This is a genomic window from Pannonibacter phragmitetus DSM 14782, assembly GCF_000382365.1.
GTDB classification, from domain to species: domain Bacteria; phylum Pseudomonadota; class Alphaproteobacteria; order Rhizobiales; family Stappiaceae; genus Pannonibacter; species Pannonibacter phragmitetus.
Window position 1 is genome coordinate 21,097 of the sequence record NZ_KB908234.1, and the last position, 19,440, is coordinate 40,536.

Annotated in this window: 16 protein-coding genes; 11 read left to right on the forward strand and 5 right to left on the reverse strand. The window is 65.0% G+C overall.

Annotation, left to right across the window (positions count from 1 at the left end; translation table 11 throughout):
* Positions 1–43 precede the first annotated feature (43 nt).
* From hutG to hutI, 3 genes are all read right to left on the reverse strand, one after another.
* The gene (gene hutG, locus H163_RS0119920) at positions 44–859 is read right to left on the reverse strand and encodes an N-formylglutamate deformylase (protein WP_019966384.1); all 816 of its coding nucleotides are present in this window, start codon (positions 857–859) and stop codon (positions 44–46) included.
* 207 nt (positions 860–1,066) lie between these two features.
* Complete coding sequence (gene hutH, locus H163_RS0119925) at positions 1,067–2,593, reverse strand: histidine ammonia-lyase (RefSeq protein WP_019966385.1); 1,527 nt, start codon at positions 2,591–2,593, stop codon at positions 1,067–1,069.
* Entirely contained in the window at positions 2,590–3,801 is a 1,212-nt protein-coding gene (gene hutI / locus H163_RS0119930) for an imidazolonepropionase (RefSeq protein WP_019966386.1), read from the reverse strand. The genes hutH and hutI overlap by 4 nt, the downstream gene beginning before the upstream one ends.
* 75 nt (positions 3,802–3,876) lie before the next feature.
* Between hutI and H163_RS0119935 the strand changes: the two genes are divergently transcribed.
* Together H163_RS0119935 and hutC are read left to right on the forward strand one after the other, a co-directional pair.
* Positions 3,877–5,301 (forward strand): formimidoylglutamate deiminase, encoded by a 1,425-nt coding sequence (locus tag H163_RS0119935; protein WP_051105439.1) that lies wholly within the window; start codon positions 3,877–3,879, stop codon positions 5,299–5,301.
* 36 nt (positions 5,302–5,337) lie between these two features.
* A complete protein-coding gene (gene hutC / locus H163_RS0119940; protein ID WP_019966388.1) occupies positions 5,338–6,063 on the forward strand; it encodes a histidine utilization transcriptional repressor HutC in 726 nt (241 codons plus the stop codon).
* A gap of 15 nt (positions 6,064–6,078) precedes the next feature.
* On the opposite strand, the gene H163_RS0119945 is transcribed toward hutC, so the two are convergent.
* Positions 6,079–6,786: a metal-dependent hydrolase gene (locus H163_RS0119945; protein WP_019966389.1), complete on the reverse strand. Its 708-nt coding sequence runs from the start codon at positions 6,784–6,786 to the stop codon at positions 6,079–6,081.
* 275 nt (positions 6,787–7,061) lie between these two features.
* Here H163_RS0119945 and H163_RS0119950 point away from each other — a divergent pair, with 275 nt between their 5' ends.
* The 7 genes from H163_RS0119950 to dprA all read left to right on the forward strand — a co-directional run bounded on the left by H163_RS0119950 (position 7,062) and on the right by dprA (position 13,603).
* Positions 7,062–7,757, forward strand: a complete 696-nt coding sequence (locus H163_RS0119950) for a GntR family transcriptional regulator (protein WP_019966390.1) — start codon at positions 7,062–7,064, stop codon at positions 7,755–7,757.
* 192 nt (positions 7,758–7,949) lie between these two features.
* Entirely contained in the window at positions 7,950–8,477 is a 528-nt protein-coding gene (gene ruvX, locus H163_RS0119955) for a Holliday junction resolvase RuvX (protein ID WP_019966391.1), read from the forward strand.
* 12 nt (positions 8,478–8,489) lie between these two features.
* Positions 8,490–9,416 carry an AEC family transporter gene (locus H163_RS0119960; protein WP_019966392.1) on the forward strand — a complete coding sequence of 309 codons (927 nt, stop codon included), beginning with the start codon at positions 8,490–8,492 and terminating at the stop codon, positions 9,414–9,416.
* Between the two features lie 103 nt (positions 9,417–9,519).
* A complete protein-coding gene (locus H163_RS0119965; protein WP_026356102.1) occupies positions 9,520–10,476 on the forward strand; it encodes an aspartate carbamoyltransferase catalytic subunit in 957 nt (318 codons plus the stop codon).
* 11 nt (positions 10,477–10,487) lie between these two features.
* Complete coding sequence (locus H163_RS0119970) at positions 10,488–11,789, forward strand: dihydroorotase (RefSeq protein WP_019966394.1); 1,302 nt, start codon at positions 10,488–10,490, stop codon at positions 11,787–11,789.
* Between the two features lie 24 nt (positions 11,790–11,813).
* Positions 11,814–12,467: a glycerol-3-phosphate 1-O-acyltransferase PlsY gene (gene plsY, locus H163_RS0119975; RefSeq protein ID WP_019966395.1), complete on the forward strand. Its 654-nt coding sequence runs from the start codon at positions 11,814–11,816 to the stop codon at positions 12,465–12,467.
* Positions 12,464–13,603, forward strand: coding sequence for a DNA-processing protein DprA (gene dprA / locus H163_RS0119980; RefSeq protein WP_019966396.1), 1,140 nt, complete (start codon positions 12,464–12,466; stop codon positions 13,601–13,603). Before plsY ends, dprA begins: the two co-directional genes overlap by 4 nt.
* A gap of 6 nt (positions 13,604–13,609) precedes the next feature.
* Here dprA and H163_RS0119985 read toward each other — a convergent pair whose 3' ends face one another.
* Positions 13,610–14,059 carry a DUF2267 domain-containing protein gene (locus tag H163_RS0119985; RefSeq protein ID WP_425298535.1) on the reverse strand — a complete coding sequence of 150 codons (450 nt, stop codon included), beginning with the start codon at positions 14,057–14,059 and terminating at the stop codon, positions 13,610–13,612.
* 257 nt (positions 14,060–14,316) lie between these two features.
* Here H163_RS0119985 and topA point away from each other — a divergent pair, with 257 nt between their 5' ends.
* Both topA and rnr read left to right on the forward strand, forming a co-directional pair.
* The gene (topA, locus tag H163_RS0119990) at positions 14,317–17,070 is read left to right on the forward strand and encodes a type I DNA topoisomerase (RefSeq protein ID WP_026356103.1); all 2,754 of its coding nucleotides are present in this window, start codon (positions 14,317–14,319) and stop codon (positions 17,068–17,070) included.
* On the forward strand, positions 17,067–19,439 hold the full coding sequence (gene rnr / locus H163_RS0119995; protein WP_019966399.1) for a ribonuclease R: 2,373 nt from the start codon (positions 17,067–17,069) through the stop codon (positions 19,437–19,439). The genes topA and rnr overlap by 4 nt, the downstream gene beginning before the upstream one ends.
* Position 19,440: the final 1 nt, after the last annotated feature.

A 19,440-nucleotide genomic window follows, 5' to 3' on the forward strand; every position in this document is an offset into this window, starting at 1 on the left:
TGTTATTTCATTGGATTTGCAACAAAAAGGAAGATCTGCGGCTTCAGCCGCGCCAGCTGCCTGAAGCGATGGTTTCGAGAATGCTCTTCAAAATGGGCCGCAGCCGCCCTGCCCGCGCCTCGTCATAGGCGTAAGGCGGAAGCTCGGTGGTGAGATGCGTAGACTGCGCCAGTTCCATCTGGATGGCGTGGAAGCCTTCCTCCGGGCGGCCATAGTGGCGCGTGGTCCAGCCGCCCTTGAAGCGGCCATTGACCACGCTGCGGTAGCCTTCTGCTTCCCGGCAGATATTGGCGACAGCCTCTGCCATCGCAGGCGCGCAGGATGAGCCTTCCACCGTGCCGATGTTGAAGTCCGGCAACGTGCCTTCAAACAGGAACGGAATGTTGGAGCGGATCGAGTGGCAGTCATAGAGCACGGCAAAGCCATGAATGGCGTGAACGCGGCGCAACTCTGCCTCCAGCGCTGCATGATAGGGCGCGTGGAAGGCCAACCGCCGGCGCTCGATCTCTGCCGCATCAGGTGCTTCCAGCCAGATGTTCCCGCCGTCAAAGTCCGTCAGCGGCACAAGACCGGTGGTGTTCTGCCCCGGATAGAGGCTTGCGCCATCCGGCGGGCGGTTTGCGTCGATGACATAGCGGTGAAAGGTGGCGGCAACGGTGGTCGCACCGGGCAGCAGCCCGGCATACAGTGTATCAACGTGCCAGTCCGTATCGCTCAGCACCAGCCCGCGCGCATTCAGCTTCGCCCGGATCTCCGCCGGGACGAAAGTGCCCGAATGCGGCAGCCCCAGAACCACCGGACTGTCCCCGCGCTCCACCGTCACGGGCGATGCCGGAACGGCCTGATTATCCTGCGTCATCTGCGTTCAACCCTTCCCTGTGACCGCTTCGTTCCGTTCATCTGTTCTTGTCCGGGCGCGCTGGCGCCGCCCCCTGCTGTCATCCCCGCGAAGGCGGGGATCCAGTAACCCCTGTCTTCGCCATTTCTGGCGCCGGGGTTACTGGATCCCGGCTCAAGACCGGGATGACACCGGGAGTGAAGGCCCCACTTGGCAGCACATGCCCACTTACGGCCGGAAATCCCCGATTTCCGCCGCAGCAACGAATGCCCCTTGCCGCACCAGAGCCGCAGCCGCCTCAATATCAGGCGCGAGGTAGCGGTCTTCCGTCAGTGCAGGCGCATGGCCGCGCAGCATGGCGATGACGGCCTGAAGCCGTGCCGAGGTCTTCAGCGGCGCGCGGAATTCGATGCCCTGTGCTGCACACAGCGCCTCGACGCCGAGGATGACCGACAGATTTTCGTTCATCCGCAGCAGTCGCCTTGCGCCATGCGCGGCCATGGACACATGGTCTTCCTGATTGGCAGAGGTCGGCGTTGAATCCGTGGAGCACGGGGGCGCCAGATGCTTGTTCTCGCTCATCAGTGCCGCCGTCGTCACTTCGGCGATCATGTAGCCCGAGTTGAGCCCCGGCTCCGGCGTCAGGAACGGCGGCAGGTCGTGGCTGAGCGTCGGGTCCACCATCAACGCCACGCGCCGCTGGGCAATCGCGCCAATCTCGGCCACCGCCAGCGCGATCTGGTCGGCCGCAAAGGCAACCGGCTCGGCATGGAAGTTACCGCCCGAAACAATGCGGCCCTCGCCCAGCACCAGCGGATTGTCGGTCACCGCATTGGCTTCGGTTTCCAGCGTCCCGGCGGCAAAGCGCAGGAGATCCACAGACGCGCCCAGAACCTGCGGCTGGCAGCGGATGCAGTACGGGTCCTGCACGCGCGTGTCGCCTTCCCGGTGGCTTTCGCGGATGGCAGAGCCTTCCATCAGCGCCCGCATGCGCCCGGCCACCTCGATCTGGCCGCGATGGCCGCGCAGGGTATGGATTTCCGGCTGCAGCGGCGCGGTGGAGCCCATGATGGCGTCGGTGGACAGGGCCGAAATGACCAGGGACGAGGCCGCATTAGACCAGGCGCCGAACAGGCCGATGAGCGCCAGCGCGGTGGAGAACTGCGTGCCGTTGATCAGCGCCAGACCTTCCTTCGGCCCCAGAACCACCGGCGTCAGCCCTGCCCGCTTCAGCGCCTCGCCACCCGGCAGGCGTTCGCCTTCGTAAATGGCTTCCCCGGCGCCGATCATGGCCGCCGTCATGTGGGCGAGCGGAGCCAGGTCGCCCGAGGCGCCGACGGAGCCCTGCGAAGGCACGACAGGCGTCACGCCCTTGTCGAGCATGTCCTCGATGAGGGCAATCACCTCCCAGCGCACGCCCGAAGCGCCGCGCCCGAGGCTGAGCAGCTTCAGCGCCATCATCAGCCGCGTCGCAGCCCGGTCCAGCGGCTCGCCGACGCCGCAGCAGTGGGAGAGGATGAGATTGCGCTGCAGCGTTGCCGTATCCTTGGCCGCGATCTTCACCGAGGCGAGCTTGCCGAAGCCGGTGTTGACGCCGTAGACACCGACGTCCCCGGCGGCGGCGGCGGCGATGACGGCGCTGGCCGCTTCCACGGCGGGACGGGCCGAGGGGGCGAGACGGGCGGGCAGTTCCTCCCGCCAGAGCTGTTCCAGCTGCTCCAGCGTAGTCTTGCCGGGCGTGAGCACGAGGGTCATTCCGAGCCTCCGAAGATACGGGCATGAAGGGGGTTGAAACCGAAGCGATAGGCGAGTTCCGCCGGGCTACCGGCATTCCAGACGGCAAGATCGGCGCGAAGACCGGGGGCAATGCGCCCGCAGTCCGAAAGCCCCAGCGCCCGCGCCGCGTTGACCGTGACACCGCGCAGCGCTTCTTCCACCGTGAGGCGGAAGAAGGTGCAGCCCATGTTCATGGTCAGCAGCAGGGAGGTCAGCGGCGACGTGCCGGGATTGCAATCCGTCGCCAGCGCCATCGGCACCCCATGGGCGCGGAAGGCCGCAACAGGCGGCACCTGCGTTTCGCGGATGGCATAAAAGGCACCGGGCAGCAGCACTGCCACCGTGCCGGAACGGGCGAGCGCAGCCGCATCGGCTTCGGTTGCATATTCCACGTGATCGGCAGAGAGCGCGCCATAGTCCGCCGCAAGTTTGGTGCCGCCGAGATGCGACAGCTGCTCTGCATGCAGCTTCACCGCCAGGCCAAGGCGGCGGGCCTCATCAAAGACCTTGCGCATGGAGCCAACAGAAAAGGCGATGCCTTCGCAGAAGCCATCCACCGCATCCACCAGCCCTTCCTCCGCTGCGCGGCGAAGGCCCGGAAGGCAGACCTCATCGAGATAGGCCTCCTCGCGGCCCTTATACTCGGGCGGCAAAGCATGGGCACCGAGATAGGTGGTGCGCACCCGGACCTTGCGCTCGCTCGCAAGGCTCCGCGCCGCGCGCAGCATCTTCAGCTCGGTTTCGATGTCGAGGCCATAGCCGGACTTGATCTCCACCACAGCCACGCCTTCGGCCAGCAGCGCATCAAGGCGCGGCAGCGCCGAGGCCACAAGCTCCGCCTCGCTGGCAGCGCGGGTGGCGGAGACGGACGAGACGATGCCGCCACCGGCGCGGGCGATGTCTTCATAGCTCGCCCCCTCCAGCCGCATCTCGAATTCCCGCGCCCGGTGGCCGCCGTGGACGAGATGAGTGTGGCAGTCGATGAAGGCCGGGGTAACCAGACGCCCCTCAAGATCACGGCGTTCATAGGCGGCAAAAACCGCCGGAAGATCCGCTTCCGGCCCCGCCCATTCGATACGGCCATCACGGATCGCAACAGCGCCGTGCTCGACAAGGCCATAGCCGCCGGTCTCCGGCAGGGTGACAAGCCTTGCGTTGGAAAGAAGGGCCGGACCGTGAAGTTCCATCTTGGTTTCCCCTGAAGTTCGGTTTATTTATGTATGCACATAATAGCCCTGTCAATCAGCAAAGGCGGCGAAAGAATGAGCAGCGCAAAAAACGGAGAAACTCCGGCAAGTGGCGGAAACCCGTCTTTCGCGGCGCAGGTTCTGTGGGCAGAACAGGCACTTTTGCCCAATGGCTGGGCAGGCGGCGTGACTGTGCATATCGCAGCTGACGGCAAGGTGAGCCATGTGGCCGCCGGAACGCAGCCCGGGCAGAAGGCCATGCGCCTGGGCCTGCTGCTGCCAGCCCCCGCCAACCTGCATTCCCACGCCTTCCAGCGCGCAATGGCGGGCCTCACCGAACGGCGGGGACCTGATCCGCGGGACAGTTTCTGGACCTGGCGCCAGCTGATGTTCCGCTTTCTCGACCAGCTGACGCCGGATGACGTGGAGGCGATTGCCGCCTTTGTGCAGATGGAGATGCTGGAGGCAGGCTATGCCACCAATGTGGAGTTCCACTATCTCCATCACCAGCCGGGTGGTGAGCCCTATGCTGACCTTGCCGAAATGTCCGGCCGCATCGCGGCGGCGGCTGCCACATCCGGCATTGGCCTGACACTGCTGCCGGTGCTCTACCAGTATGGCGGCTGCGACAGGCGGGCGCTGGGGGCGGGACAGGTCCGTTTCGGCAATGACATGGACCGCTTCGCCAGGCTGGTGGACGGCGCGGAGACGGCCTTGCGGGCCCTGCCCGCCGATGCCCGCATCGGCGTTGCTCCGCACAGCCTGCGGGCGGTGTCTGCCGAAGACCTTTCCCGCGCCGCCGCCTTGCGCCCGCATGCGCCGCTGCACATGCATCTGGCCGAACAGGTGGCCGAGGTGGAAGAAGTAAAGGCCCATCGCGGCGCAAGGCCGGTGGAATGGCTTCTGGCCAGCCAGCCCGTCGATAGCCGCTGGTGCCTGATCCACTGCACCCAGATGGAAGAGGCCGAAACGCTGGGCCTTGCGGCCTCCGGAGCGGTTGCGGGCCTTTGCCCCATCACGGAATCGAGCCTTGGCGATGGCATCTTTGACGGCGTTCGCTTTGCCGCAGCGGGCGGGCGCTTCGGCATCGGCTCGGACAGCAACATCCGCATTTCACTCACCGAAGAGCTGCGCACCCTCGACTATTCCCAGCGCCTGCGCGACCGCTCGCGTGCAGCCCTCGCCACAGCCGAACGCTCCACAGGCCGTGTGCTGATCGAGGAGACGGTCCGGGGCGGCGCTCAGGCGGCCGGACGCAAGACGGGGGAGATTTCCCAAGGCTTTCTTGCAGACCTGCTTGCGCTGGACACGGAAGATGCCAACATGCTGGGCCGCAGCGGCGACACCGCCTTGGACAGCTGGATCTTTGCCGGAGACGACAGGATCGTCAGCGACGTCTGGGCTGCAGGCCGGCATATGGTCAAGGGCGGACGTCACGTTGCGCGGGACAGTATAAGCCAAGCCTACATGCGGACCATCCGCAAGCTGAAAGACGCCTGACCGGGAAACCGGACATGTGAAAACCGGATATGGGGAATGACAAAGGCTGACGCAAACAGGCCGGGCGCAGGAACCGGACAGATCACCTGGCAGTCCATTCAGGCAGAGGCGCTGCGGCGCATTCATGACCGGGAATGGGCGCCGGGCAGTCTGATCCCGCATGAGGAGGAGCTTGCGGCGGAGTTCGGCTGCGCGCGCGCCACCGTCAACCGGGCCCTGCGGGAACTGGCCATCCTTGGCATGCTGGAACGCCGCCGCAAGGCCGGAACGCGGGTGCCGCTCAATCCCGTGCGCCGCGCCACGTTCCAGATCCCCGTCATCCGGCAGGATGTGGAGGCCAAGGGCATGGATTATGCCTATCAGCGGCTGACCCTCGGCACAAAGCCTCTGCCCGCAGCCATCGCGGCAGCCCTGTCACTGGAGCCCGGCACGCCCTGCCTGCATGTCACATCCCTGCATATGGCGGACGGCAAGCCCTATTGCCAGGAAGACCGCTGGATCAACCCGGCGGTCGAAGGCGCCGGGGCGCAGGATTTCGTGACCATCAGCCCCAACGAATGGCTGGTGCAGAACATTCCCTTCTCGCGCGGCGGCATCGATTTTTCCGCCACCAGCGCCAGTGCGATCCTCGCCGACATGCTTCAGTGCAAGCCGGGTGAGGCCCTCTTCGTCATGGAGCGCACCACCTTCTCCGGCGACATGCCCGTCACCGCCGTGCGGCTGACCTATGCGCCGGGGCACAAGGTCAGCACAGCGATCTGACGGGACGCGCCAAGATCAGAGCGTCAGCGCTTCGCCCGCCTTCGGCGCCTTCACCGTGGCTGCCTTGGCCCCCATCGCGGCGATGAAACCCTCTGCCGACTGATCCACCATCGGGAACGAAGCATAGTGGCAGGGAATGACGGTCTCGAAATCAAAGAAGCGGCTGCAGGCGAGCGCGGCGGCTTTTGCGCCCATGGTGAAGCGGTCGCCAATCGGCACGAGGCCGATTTTCGGCTGATGCAGCTCGTTGATCAGCGCCATGTCGCCGAAAACATCCGTGTCTCCCATGTGATAGAGCACCTTCTCGCCGGGCGCTGCCAGGACGATGCCATGCGGATTGCCCATGTATTTGAGCCCGTCGCCATCCTGACTGGTGGCGGAGGAATGGATCGCCTGCGTCAGCCCCACCTTGAACGGCCCCACATCCACCATGCCGCCGGCATTCATCGGGTTGATGTTCGAGATGCCCTTGCCCGACAGCCACATGCAGATCTCGAAATTGGCCGTCACCTGCGCCCCGCTCGCCTTGGCAATCGCCACAGTGTCACCAATGTGATCGTCATGGCCATGGGTCAGCAGGATGTGGGTCACGCCGGTGCTGGCCTGTTCCACCGTCAGACCGGCGGGAAAGCCCGGATTGCCGGTGAAGAACGGGTCGATCAGGATCACTGCATCCTTCACTTCGATGCGGAAGGCGGAGTGTCCAAGCCAGGTCAGTTTCATTGCAATGCTCCAGACTGAGGGCGGCCCCGGACGGCCCCCCGGATCGGCAGGGGCGCAAGGGCGGCAATGCGCAAGCAAAGGCCAGGCCGCAACGCGCCATCAGCCCGGAATATAAGCCGCCCTGCCCGGACAGCAACCTCCGAGGGGGGAACTCTGTTCCGCCGCCTTCCTGCTTGCCGAAACACCTCCGCTGTGCGAGCACTTGCGTCATCTGGCGGCAGGTCCGGCCTGACTGTCTTTCCGGCACTTATCCTTGATGATGCAGCAACGGCTCCATGACCCAGAACTCCTCGCAGGACACTTCACAGGACACTGGCACCACCGCCCCGGGCGCGCAGAAGCAACTGCACAGCGCGGTCATTGCCCGTCAGCTGGAGAACGAGATCATTGCCGGTGAATTGAAGGCAGGCAGCAGGCTGGACGAAATTGCCCTGGCCGAACGGTTCGGCGTGTCCCGCACGCCAGTGCGTGAGGCGCTGCATATCCTCGCCTCCCGCCATCTGGCCGAGCGCGTGCCCTATCGCGGGGTGATCGTTGCCAGCATCACCCGCGAGCGCATCGACCAGCTGTTCGAGGCCATGGGCGAAATCGAGGCGACCTGCGGGCGCTTTGCCGCCGAGCGCATGACCATGAGCGAGCGCGCGGCGCTGGAAACACTGCATCTCGATATGGTGGAGATGGCGGAAACCTCCCTCTACGAGGCCTATGAGGACGGCAACACCCGTTTCCACACGCTCATTTTCGAGGGAACGCACAACGATGAGCTGATCCAGATCGCGCATGGCCTGCGGCTGAAGCTTGCTCCTTTCCGCCGCTCGCAGCTGCGGGCCGCCGAGCGGATGAAGAAATCCAACGAGGAACATACACTCATCGTCAGTGCCATCATCGAACGCAACGCAAAGGAAGCCGAGCGCGCCCTGCGCCGCCATCTCGTCAGCGCGGCAAGGGCTGTTCTGGAGCATATGACCTAGCGATTTCAGATAATTCGGATGAATATCTCATTGTTTGAGTCAATCGGGTTGGCCCTCTCCCTCCATGTGAATACGAATTTTTACAGCTGCTTATGCCTGATATTTAAGATCTGATCTCAGGTGGGCACCCGTAGCGGCACACCAGCCCTCTTCCTCTGGCTTTGGGCCACGGCACCTGATACACGCCAGCTCATGGCAAACGACCCCACGCTTCCGCTTGAAGACTTCATCGCTGCTGTTGCTCCCGGCAGCCGGCTGATCGGCCTTGACCTTGGCACCAAAACCATCGGTCTGGCGCTGTCGGACATTGGCCGTGGCATTGCCACCCCGCTGGAAACGATCCGGCGCGAGAAATTCACGCTGGATGCGCAGAAGCTGCTGGCGATCTGTGAAAAGCAGGGCGTGGGAGGGCTGGTCATGGGCCTGCCGCTCAACATGGATGGCAGCGAGGGCCCGCGCGTGCAGGCGACCCGCGCCTTCGTGCGCAATCTGGCAGAGAAGACACCCCTTCCCGTCACCTATTGGGACGAGCGCCTGTCCACCGCCGCCGTCACCCGCACGCTGATCGAGGCAGACCGCAGCCGGGCCCGGCGGGCGGAACTCGTCGACAAGATGGCCGCCGCCTACATCCTGCAAGGTTTCCTCGACCGGCTGGGCTATCTGCAGCAGGCGGAAGAAAAGCCCCGGCGCACCTTCACCATCATCGATGACGAAGACTGACGGCGGCCGCCCATGCTGATGACGCTGAGCGCCCTTCTGCCGGTCATTCTGGTCATTGCCTGCGGCTACGGCGTGGCGCGGGCGGGGCTCATCACCGGCGATCAGTGGCGCGGCGTCGAACGGCTGGCTTATTACGTCCTGTTTCCGGCGGTACTGTTCCGCACCATTGCAACGGTCGACTTCTCGAAGCTGCCAACCTTCGGCATGGGGTTCTCGCTGATGGGGGCCATTCTGGCTCTGGCGGCGCTGCTGCTGGTGATCCGGCTGCCGCTGGAGCGGGTATTGGGCATTGCCGGCCCGCGCTTCACCTCGATCTTTCAGGGTACCTTGCGGTGGAACGCCATGATCGCGCTGGCCATTGCCGGGAATGCCGTGGGAGAGGACGGGCTGGCCATGCTGGCCATTGCCATGGTGTTCATGATCCCGCTGCTGAACGTGCTCAGCATTCTTGTGCTGTCACATTATGCCAGCGGCAACCCGCCAGGCGTGGCGAAAATCTGCAGGGATCTGGCGCTCAATCCGTTCATCGTCTCGATTGCAGCGGGCATTGCCGTGAACCTTGCAGGCCTGCCCCTGCCGGACGCGGTGGACTCCACTCTTGCCATTCTCGGCAGCGCATCGCTGCCAATCGGCATCATCTGCGTGGGGGCGAGCCTTGACCTTTCCTCCCTGCGCCGCCCCGGCCCAGCCCTCGCGCTCGGCACCTTCCTGCGCCCCCTGCTGATGCCGCTGGCAGCCTATGGCTTTACCCTGCTCTTCGGCGTCACAGGCACCCCGCAGCTGGTGGTGATCATCGCCAGCGCCGTGCCAACCGCCAGCAACGCCTATATCCTTGCCCGGCAGATGGGCGGCGACGCCAAACTGATGGCGGAAATCATCACGCTTCAAACGCTGGCCGCCGGCGTGACCATTCCGGCAGCCCTGCTGATTTTGGGCTGAAGGCCCGCGAATTGGCTGCGCATGTGGACAGGCGGCACAGAAGCGCCTGCAAAGCCATTCCGCGCTTGTAGACTCGCGGAACAAGCCCTATCCAGTTCATTCGATGAGCGCACAAGATAACCATCGAGCAGGCCTTTTCCCCCATCGTCATTTGCTGGGCATGGAAGGCCTTCAACCCCAGGAAATTCTCGGCCTTCTGGACCGGGCGGATCAGGCTGTCGAAGTCTCCCGCCAGGTTGAAAAGATCAGGCCGGTGCTTCGTGGACGCACCCAGATCAACCTGTTCTTCGAGGCCTCGACGCGGACGCAATCGTCCTTCGAGATCGCGGGCAAGCGCCTTGGCGCGGATGTGATGAACATGCAGGTCTCCGCTTCTTCGGTGAAGAAGGGCGAGACGCTGATCGACACAGCTGCGACGCTGAACGCCATGCACCCGGATATCCTCGTCGTGCGCCACCATGCGGCAGGCGCGGTGCATCTGCTGGCGCGCAAGGTGGGCTGCTCGGTGATCAACGCCGGTGACGGCCAGCACGAGCACCCGACGCAGGCGCTGCTGGATGCGCTGACCATCCGCCGCCACAAGGGCAAGATCGCCCGGCTGACGGTTGCCATCTGCGGCGACATCCTGCATTCGCGCGTCGCCCGCTCCAACATCATCCTGCTGAATGCGCTCGGTGCGCGGGTGCGCGTGGTCGCCCCCTCCACCCTGCTGCCCAGCGGCATCGACCGGATGGGCGTGGAAGTGTTCCGCGACATGAAGGAAGGCCTCAAGGGCGCCGACATCGTCATGATGCTGCGCCTGCAGCGCGAGCGCATGAATGGCGCCTTCATTCCGTCCGTGCGCGAGTATTACCGCTATTACGGGCTTGATGCCGAAAAGCTGGCCTATGCCAAGGAAGATGCGCTCGTCATGCATCCCGGCCCGATGAACCGGGGCGTGGAAATCGACCCGGCAGTGGCCGACGGGCCGCAGAGCCTCATCCGCGAACAGGTGGAAATGGGCGTGGCCGTGCGCATGGCCGTGCTGGAAGCCCTCGCCGCCCATCTGCCGAACCAGTAGGAGCCTGACCCGTGGCCCAAGACACTCCCAAGCCCCTGGTTCTCAAGAATGCCCGGGTGATCGATCCGGCACGCGGCCTTGATGCGGATGGCAGCGTGATCATCGCCGATGGCACCATTCTGGCTGCCGGCCCCGAAGCCCAGAACCAGGGCGCGCCCTATGGCGCCGAGATCATCGACTGTGACGGCGCCATCGTCGCGCCCGGCCTCATCGACATGTGCGTGTCGGTGGGCGAGCCTGGCCACGAGCACCGCGAAACGCTGGCAAGCGCAAGCGAGGCAGCAGCAGCAGGCGGCGTCACCACCATCGTCACCATGCCGGAGACCGATCCGGTGATCGACGATCCGGCGCTGGTGGATTTCATCCTGCGCCGCGCCCGCGACACGGCCGTGGTCAATGTCCGGCCCATGGCCGCCCTTACCAAGGGCCTTGCCGGACAGGACATGACCGAAATCGGCCTGTTGCAGGAAGCCGGTGCCGTCGCCTTCACCAATGGCCACAAGTCCGTCCGCAATGCGCAGATCATGCGCCGGATCATGACCTATGCGCGGGACTTCGGCGCGCTGGTCGTGCACCACACGGAAGACCCGGATCTGGCAGGCGGCACCATGAATGCCGGTCTCAATGCCTCGTGGAAGGGCCTGTCCGGCGTGCCGCGCGAAGCCGAAATCATCATGATCGAGCGCGACCTGAGGCTCGTCGGCATGTCACGCGGGCGCTATCACGCCAATCTCGTCTCCACCTCAGATGGCGCCGCTGCCATTCAGACCGGCAAGGACCGGGGGCTGGACGTGACGGCGGGCGTCTCCATCAACCATCTGACGCAGAACGAGAACGACATCGGGCCCTACCGGACCTTCTTCAAGATGTCGCCGCCCCTGCGCGATGAGAATGACCGCATGGCCATGGTGCAGGCGGTGGCCGATGGCACCATCGACATCATCTGCTCCAACCATGACCCGCAGGACGTGGAAACCAAGCGCCACCCCTGGGCGGAAGCCGAGGACGGGGCCATCGGCCTTGAAACCCTGCTGGCCGCCGCCCTGCGGCTCTACCATGCCGGAGACATCGGCCTTCTGCCGCTGTTGCGCGCGATGACGCTGAACCCGGCCAACCGGCTGGGGCTGGATGCAGGCCGTCTGACGGCGGGCGCACCGGCGGACGTGATCATCTTTGATCCTGACCGGCCCTGGGTGCTGGAAAAGAAGGCCATCCGCTCCCGCTCCAAGAACTCGCCATTTGAAGATGCGCGTTTCTCGGGCCGGGTGCTCACAACCATTGTTGCAGGCCGCAAGGTCTACGATTACGCTTGACGCAACACCACCGGAGATAAACGCGTGGACACCGCGCCTACCTTTGATCTGGCCCCGCATCTGATTTTCGCATCCCTCGCCCTTGGCTATCTGCTGGGCTCGATCCCCTTTGGCCTCGTCATCACCCGCATGGCGGGCCTCGGCGATATCCGCAAGATCGGCTCGGGCAACATCGGCACCACCAATGTGCTGCGCACGGGCAAGAAGTCGCTGGCGGCAGCAACGCTGCTGGGTGATGCGCTGAAGGGCACTGTGGCGGTGCTGATCGCGGGCTATTTCTTCGGCCCCTCCGCAGCGATGCTTGCCGGTCTTGCCGCCTTCCTCGGGCACATTTTCCCGGTCTGGCTCGGCTTCAAGGGCGGCAAGGGCGTGGCGACCTATCTGGGCATCCTGCTCGGCCTCAGCTGGCAGGCGGGCGTTGTCTTTGCGCTGAGCTGGATCCTTGCCGCCTATCTCTTCCGCTTCTCCTCTTTATCGGCCCTGATCGCCAGCCTCATCAGCCCTGTTGTGCTGGTGCTGCTGGGTCAGATGCAGCTTGCGCTCGTCTTCGCGCTGCTGACCGCCTTCCTGTGGGCCAAGCATCACGAGAATATCCGCCGGCTTCTGAGCGGCACGGAATCGAAGATCGGTTCCAAGGCCAAGGCAGCCGCACCTGAAGGGGCAGACACGCCATCATGAAGACAGGCCCGCAGCCCGGCAGAACGATTGTCCTGAGCGACCGTCAACGTCTCGCCTGGCTGCGGCTGATCCGCTCGGAAAACGTTGGCCCGGCCACGTTCCGCAGCCTCGTCAACCATTGCGGCTCGGCGGAAGCGGCCATCGAGGCCCTGCCCGACCTGTCCCGCCGGGGCGGCAAGACCGCTATCCGCATCTGTTCACTGGCCGACGCGGAAGCCGAACTCGAAGCCCATGCCCGCGCCGGGGCACGGCTCGTGGCCATGGGCGAGGCGGATTATCCTCCGCACCTGCGCCATATCGACGGCCCGCCGCCACTCATCTCCGTGCGCGGAAACGGCAGCACCCTCGCCAATCCCAGAGCCCTTGCCATCGTCGGAGCGCGCAATGCCTCGCTGGCAGGCCGCAAGTTTGCGGCACAGCTCGCCGGGGAACTGTCTCAGGCGGGTTTCACCATCGTCTCGGGCCTCGCCCGCGGCATTGATGCCGCCGCGCATGAGGCCTCTATGGGCTTTGGCACCGTCGCCGTATTTGCAGGCGGGGTGAATGTGCTCTACCCGCCCGAACACGCCAGCCTGCTCGAGCGGCTGCTGGCGGCGGGCGGCAATGCCATCAGCGAAATGCCCTTCGGCTGGAGTCCGCGCGGGCGCGACTTTCCCCGCCGCAACCGCATCATTTCCGGCCTGTCGCTGGCGGTGATCGTGGTGGAAGCGGCCAAGGGGTCCGGCTCGCTGCATACTGCCCGCTTCGCGCTGGAACAGAACCGCGAAATCCTCGCCGTCCCCGGCTCGCCGCTCGATCCGCGCTGTGAGGGCTGCAATCACCTGATCCGTCAGGGCGCGCAGCTGATCACCTCCACCGCCGACATTCTGGAAGCCATCGGCAACCGCGCCGCCCCCGACCTGCCGCCGGACCTGGACCTTGAAGAGCCCTCCTGGGACGGCCCGGACGGCAACCTGCCGGAAGACAGCGCCCGCGCCCGCCTCATCGAAGCCCTCGGCCCGACGCCGGTCGGCATCGACGAACTCATCCGCGACACCCGCCTCTCCGCCCGCGCCGTGCATGTGATGCTGCTGGAACTGGAACTTGCCGGGCGGCTGGAACGCCACTCCGGCCAGAGGGTCAGCCTGACGGGGTAATCTCCCTCATCCCTCGCGCGGACGTTCTGCCCAAAACTCCCTCGCCGGTTCTGGCAGGGTTTCAAGCATGCGGGCGAAGGCCATGCGGTCCACATGCTTCCATAGGGCGCGGGCCACGTCTTCGATGGCTGTGGGCGGAGCGAAGTTATGGTGCTGGCGCAGCGCCGCCACCTCACGGGCCATCTCCTCACGGCTCGCAAAGGGTAGAAATGGCGCTGTCAGATCCCAATCCTTGACAAACATCGCCCGCAGCACCGCCGGAAGCTCATTGGCAAAGCTGAGGCCTGCCGCCACATCCAGCCTTGCACGGAAGGCCAGCAACACGCCCTGCACCGCCGTATAGGTCTGGTTGCGGGTTGTCAGATCCAGCTCGTTGCGCGCATCTTCAAGGAAGCGCTCGAACTGCTGGCTTGCCATCTGATACTCATTCGGCACGGGCATGGGCAGAAGGTCCACTTGATCGTTTCACCGGTATTGCAGCCTTGCACAGGCCCGGTCCATCATGTCACGTGTCTTGCGCCAGCACGGCCTGGCAGTCAAACGCCGTTGACCATTCAGACAGGCAGAATCACAAGCGTGGCTTGACCTTCTGTTCACAAACGGTCATTTGACAGGCGGGTTTCGATCCTTGATCGTTGCCGGGGGAACAAGAATTTGCAGCGGAAACGGCCGGACAATCTGGTCACGGCCCGCTCACAAGCTTCTGGATTGTGATGAACATCGTCATTGTGGAATCGCCGGCCAAGGCCAAGACGATCAACAAATACCTGGGACCGGACTATCACGTTCTGGCGTCCTATGGTCACGTGCGCGACTTGCCGGCGAAGGATGGCTCCGTCCGTCCCGACGAGGACTTTGCCATGATCTGGGAGGTGGACAGCAAGTCCCAGAAGCGCCTCAACGAGATCGCCGCCGCCGTGAAGGGCGCCGACCGCCTGATCCTCGCAACTGACCCGGATCGCGAAGGAGAGGCTATTTCCTGGCACGTGCTGGATGTGCTGCAGAAGAAGAAGGTGCTCAAGGACATTCCGGTCGAGCGTGTCGTCTTCAACGCCATCACCAAGCAGTCGATCCTGGAGGCGATGAAAAACCCGCGGCCGATCGACACACCGCTGGTGGATGCCTATCTCGCCCGCCGTGCGCTCGACTATCTCGTCGGCTTCACCCTCTCCCCCGTCCTGTGGCGCAAGCTGCCGGGTGCGCGCTCTGCCGGACGTGTGCAGTCCGTGGCGCTGCGCCTCATCTGCGACCGGGAAATGGAGATCGAAACCTTCGTCAAGGAAGAGTACTGGTCGATCCTCGCCAGCCTGAAAACGCCGAAGGGCGATGGCTTCACCGCATCCGTGGTGGGCTTTGAGGGCAAGAAGCTCGGCCGCCTCGACATCAAGACCGAAGAGCAGGCGCAGACCATCAAGCGCATGCTGGAAGGCGCCAGCTACCGGGTGGAGAGCGTCGTCTCCAAGCCTGCAAAGCGCCATCCGCAGCCGCCCTTCACCACCTCGACGCTGCAGCAGGAAGCTTCCCGCAAGCTCGGTTTCTCGGCCTCGCGCACCATGCAGGTGGCGCAGAAGCTTTATGAGGGCATCACCCTCGGCGGCGAGACCACCGGTCTCATCACCTATATGCGTACCGACGGCGTGCAGATCGCGGGCGAAGCCATTGCCGCCGCCCGCCGCGTCATCGGCAGCGACTTTGGCGACAAATACGTTCCCGAAAAGCCGCGCTTCTATTCCTCCAAGGCCAAGAACGCCCAGGAAGCGCACGAAGCCGTGCGCCCGACCGATCTTGGCCGCCGCCCGCGCGATGTCGCCCGTTTCCTCGATCCTGATCAGGCCCGGCTTTACGAGCTGATCTGGAAGCGCACCATGGCCAGCCAGATGGAATCGGCCGTGCTGGAGCGCACCACCATCGATATCGACGCCAGCGGCTCCGGCAAGCATGCCGCCCTGCGCGCAACCGGTTCCGTTGTCCGCTTCGACGGCTTCCTCGCACTCTATCAGGAAGGCCGCGATGACGACGAGGACGAGGATTCCCGCCGCCTGCCGGCCGTGGACGATGGCGCGCCGCTGAGCCTTGCCGCCGTTGACGGCAAGCCGGGCATTGATGCCAGCCAGCATTTCACCACGCCGCCGCCGCGCTACACCGAAGCCAGCATCGTCAAGAAGATGGAAGAGCTGGGCATCGGACGCCCTTCCACCTATGCCTCGACGCTGCAGACCCTGCGCGACCGCGAATATGTGGATCTCGACAAGAAGCAGCTGGTGCCGCAGGACAAGGGCCGCATCGTCACGGCCTTCCTCGAAAGCTTCTTCTCCCGCTATGTGGAGTTTGACTTCACCGCGAGCCTTGAAGAGCAGCTCGACCGGATCTCCGCCGGCGAACTGTCCTGGCGCGAGGTGCTGGCCGCCTTCTGGCGCGATTTCTCCGCCGCCGTGGACGAGACCAAGGACCTGCGCGTTGCCCAGGTGATCGACGCGCTGAACGAGCTGCTGGCCGCCCATATCTTCCCCGTGAAGGAAGAGGGCAAGGACCCGCGTGCCTGCCCGTCCTGCGCCACCGGCCAATTGTCGCTGAAGGTCAGCCGCTTCGGCGCCTTCATCGGCTGCAACAACTATCCCGAATGCAGCTACACCCGCCAGCTGGCACGCGGTGCCGAGGGTGAGGACGGGGAAGCAGCTGCCGACGGTCCGAAGGTGCTGGGCACCGATCCGGCCACCGGGCTGGATGTCTCCCTGCGCACCGGCCGCTTTGGCCCCTACGTGCAGCTGGGCGAGGAAGCCAAACCCAAGCGCGCCTCCCTGCCCCGCGGCTGGTCTGCGGCGGATATCACGCTGGACAAGGCCTTGCAGCTTCTCTCCCTGCCCCGCGAAATCGGACCGCATCCGGAAGACGGCAAGATGATCTCGGCCGGCATCGGGCGCTTCGGCCCCTTCGTGCTGCATGACGGCACCTATGCGAACCTTTCGTCCGCCGATGAGGTGTTCTCGGCCGGCATCAACCGCGCCGTCGATCTTCTGGCGGAAAAGCGTGCCAAGGGGGTGCGTGGCCGGGCGGCCCCTGCCGCGCTGAAGGAGCTGGGCGAGCATCCCGATGGCGGGCCCATCACCGTGCGCGATGGCCGTTACGGGCCTTACGTCAACTGGGCCAAGGTCAACGCCACCCTGCCCAAAGGCAGTGATCCGCAGGCGGTGACGCTGGAACAGGCGCTGGAGCTGATTGCGGCCAAGGGCGGCGGCAAGAAGGCTGCGGCGAAGAAGCCGGCCGCAAAGAAGGCTGCCACCACCAAGAAGGCTGCCCCGAAGAAAGCTGAAAAGGCTGAGGACGGCGAAGCCGCGCCGAAGAAGGCTGCCGCGAAGAAGACCACGGCAACCAAGGCAAAGACCGCGACCGCCAAGACAGCGGCCGCCAAAGCGCCTGCCAAGAGCAGATCCAAAGCCGGCAGCACTGCCGCAGACGAGGCCAATTGACCACGAAACGCACCCATGGCGGCGGCGGCGCATCCGATCAGCGCCCCGCCCGCCCCCGCAAGAGCGCAGCAAAACCCGGCGGCAGAGCCGCAAAACCGGCCAAGACGCCGGGCGCCTTTCCCTCGCGCGAAGACATCCTTGCCTTTGTCGCGGAAAATCCGGGCAAGGCGGGCAAGCGGGAAGTGGCGCGCCATTTCGGCATCGTCGGCGCCGCCCGCATCCAGCTGAAGCGCATCCTCAAGGATCTCGCCGAAGAAGGCGTCGTCGAAAAGCGGCAGAAGCGCCTGATCCGCCCCGGCGACCTGCCGCCTGTTTTCGTGGTCTATCTCAACGCCCGCGATGCCCATGGCGAATTGCTGGGCGAGCCGGTGAACTGGGACGAAGAGGCAGGTGCCCCGCCGAAGGTGCTGGTGCTGACGGGCCGCGACACACCGCGGGGCGCAACGCCGGGCATTGGCGACCGGGCGCTGGTGCGCCTTGCAGACCTTGATCCCGGCCCGGAAGCTGCCCACGCTGCACGGGTGCTGAAGCTGCTGGAGCGCCAGCAGGGCGCCATCCTTGGCATCCTGCGCGAGCGCGCCGGGCACATGCCGCCCTATCTGGAGCCGATCGACCGCAAGCAGCGCGAACTCGACATCGACACCTCCGACCTGAAGGAGGCGGTGGATGGCGATCTCGTCAGCGTCGAGATCACCCGCATTGGCCGCTACGGCGCGCCCAAGGCCCGGATCGTGCGCCGCTTCGGCTCGCTGAAGTCGGAAATGGCCGTTTCCGAAATCGCGCTGCAGAGCCATGGCATCCCCCATGTCTTCCCCGCCGCCGTCGAGCTGGAAGCCGAGCGCGCCCAGCCGGTGACGCTGGGCAAGCGCGAGGACTGGCGCAAGATCCCCTTCATCACCATCGACCCGGCAGACGCCAAGGACCACGACGACGCGGTCTATGCGGAAGCCGACGAGGACCCCGCCAACGAGAGTGGCCATGTGGTCTTCGTCGCCATTGCCGATGTGGCCTACTACGTGCGGCCCGGCACGGCGCTGGACCGGGAAGCGCATCTGCGCGGCAACTCGGTCTATTTCCCCGACAGGGTGATCCCGATGCTGCCGGAGCGCATTTCCAATGATCTGTGCTCGCTGAAGGAAGGCGTTGACCGCCCGTCCATGGCCGTGCGCATGGTCTTTGACAAGACCGGCCGCAAGATCGCCCACACCTTCCACCGGGTGCTGATCCGCTCTGCCGCCAAGCTCTCCTACCAACAGGCGCAGGCGGCCATCGACGGCCAGACGGATGACAAGACTGGCCCGCTGCTGGAACCCATCCTCAAGCCCCTGTGGGCGGCCTATGAGTGCCTGACCCGTGGCCGGGATGCCCGCGAGCCGCTGGATCTCGACCTGCCGGAGCGCAAGATCAAGCTGAAGGCGGATGGCACGGTCGATTACGTCTTCATCCCTGACCGGCTTGATGCGCACAAGCTGATCGAGGAATGCATGATCCAGGCCAACGTTTCGGCTGCCGAGACGCTGGAAAAGCGGAAAGTGCCACTGCTCTACCGCATCCATGATGCATCGAGCCCGGAGAAGCTGCAGTCGCTGAAGGACTTCCTGTCTACCCTTGGCATGAAGCTGCCCTCCTCCGGCGGTCTGCGGCCCGCCACCTTCAACGGCATTCTGGCCAAGGTGAAGGACACGCCGCAGGCCCATCTGGTCAACGAGGTGATCCTGCGCTCGCAGGCCCAGGCGGAATACGGGCCGGACAACATCGGCCATTTCGGCCTCAACCTGCGCCGCTACGCCCACTTCACCTCGCCCATCCGCCGCTATGCCGATCTCATCGTGCACCGCGGGCTGATCCAGGCGCTTGGATTTGGTTCGGACGGCCTGCCGGAGGAAATCGGCGGCAAGCTCGCGGCCATCGGCGCGGAAGTCTCCGCCGCCGAGCGCCGGGCCATGCTGGCCGAGCGGGACACCATCGACCGTCTGATTGCCCTGTGGATGAGCGAGCGCGTCGGCGCCCGCTTCACGGGCCGCATCGCGGGCGTCGTCAAGTCGGGCATGTTCATCAAGCTGGATGACACGGGCGCGGATGGCTTCATCCCGGCCTCGACCATCGGTCACGACTATTACCGCTATGACGAAGCGTCGCATGCGCTGATCGGCGAGAGGACTGGCGAAACCCACCAGCTTGGTGACAAGGTGGAGGTTGAGCTGGTAGAAGCTGCTCCCTTTGCCGGAGCCTTGCGCTTTGCATTGCTGAGCGAGGGGCGCATCACCGCCAAGGGCGCACGCCGGAAGGGCGGCTCATCAGGGCCGGGCGGGCGCAGTTCACCCGCCCGCAAAGGCGGCTTCACCCCGGGACGGAGGGGGAAAAGGTAGT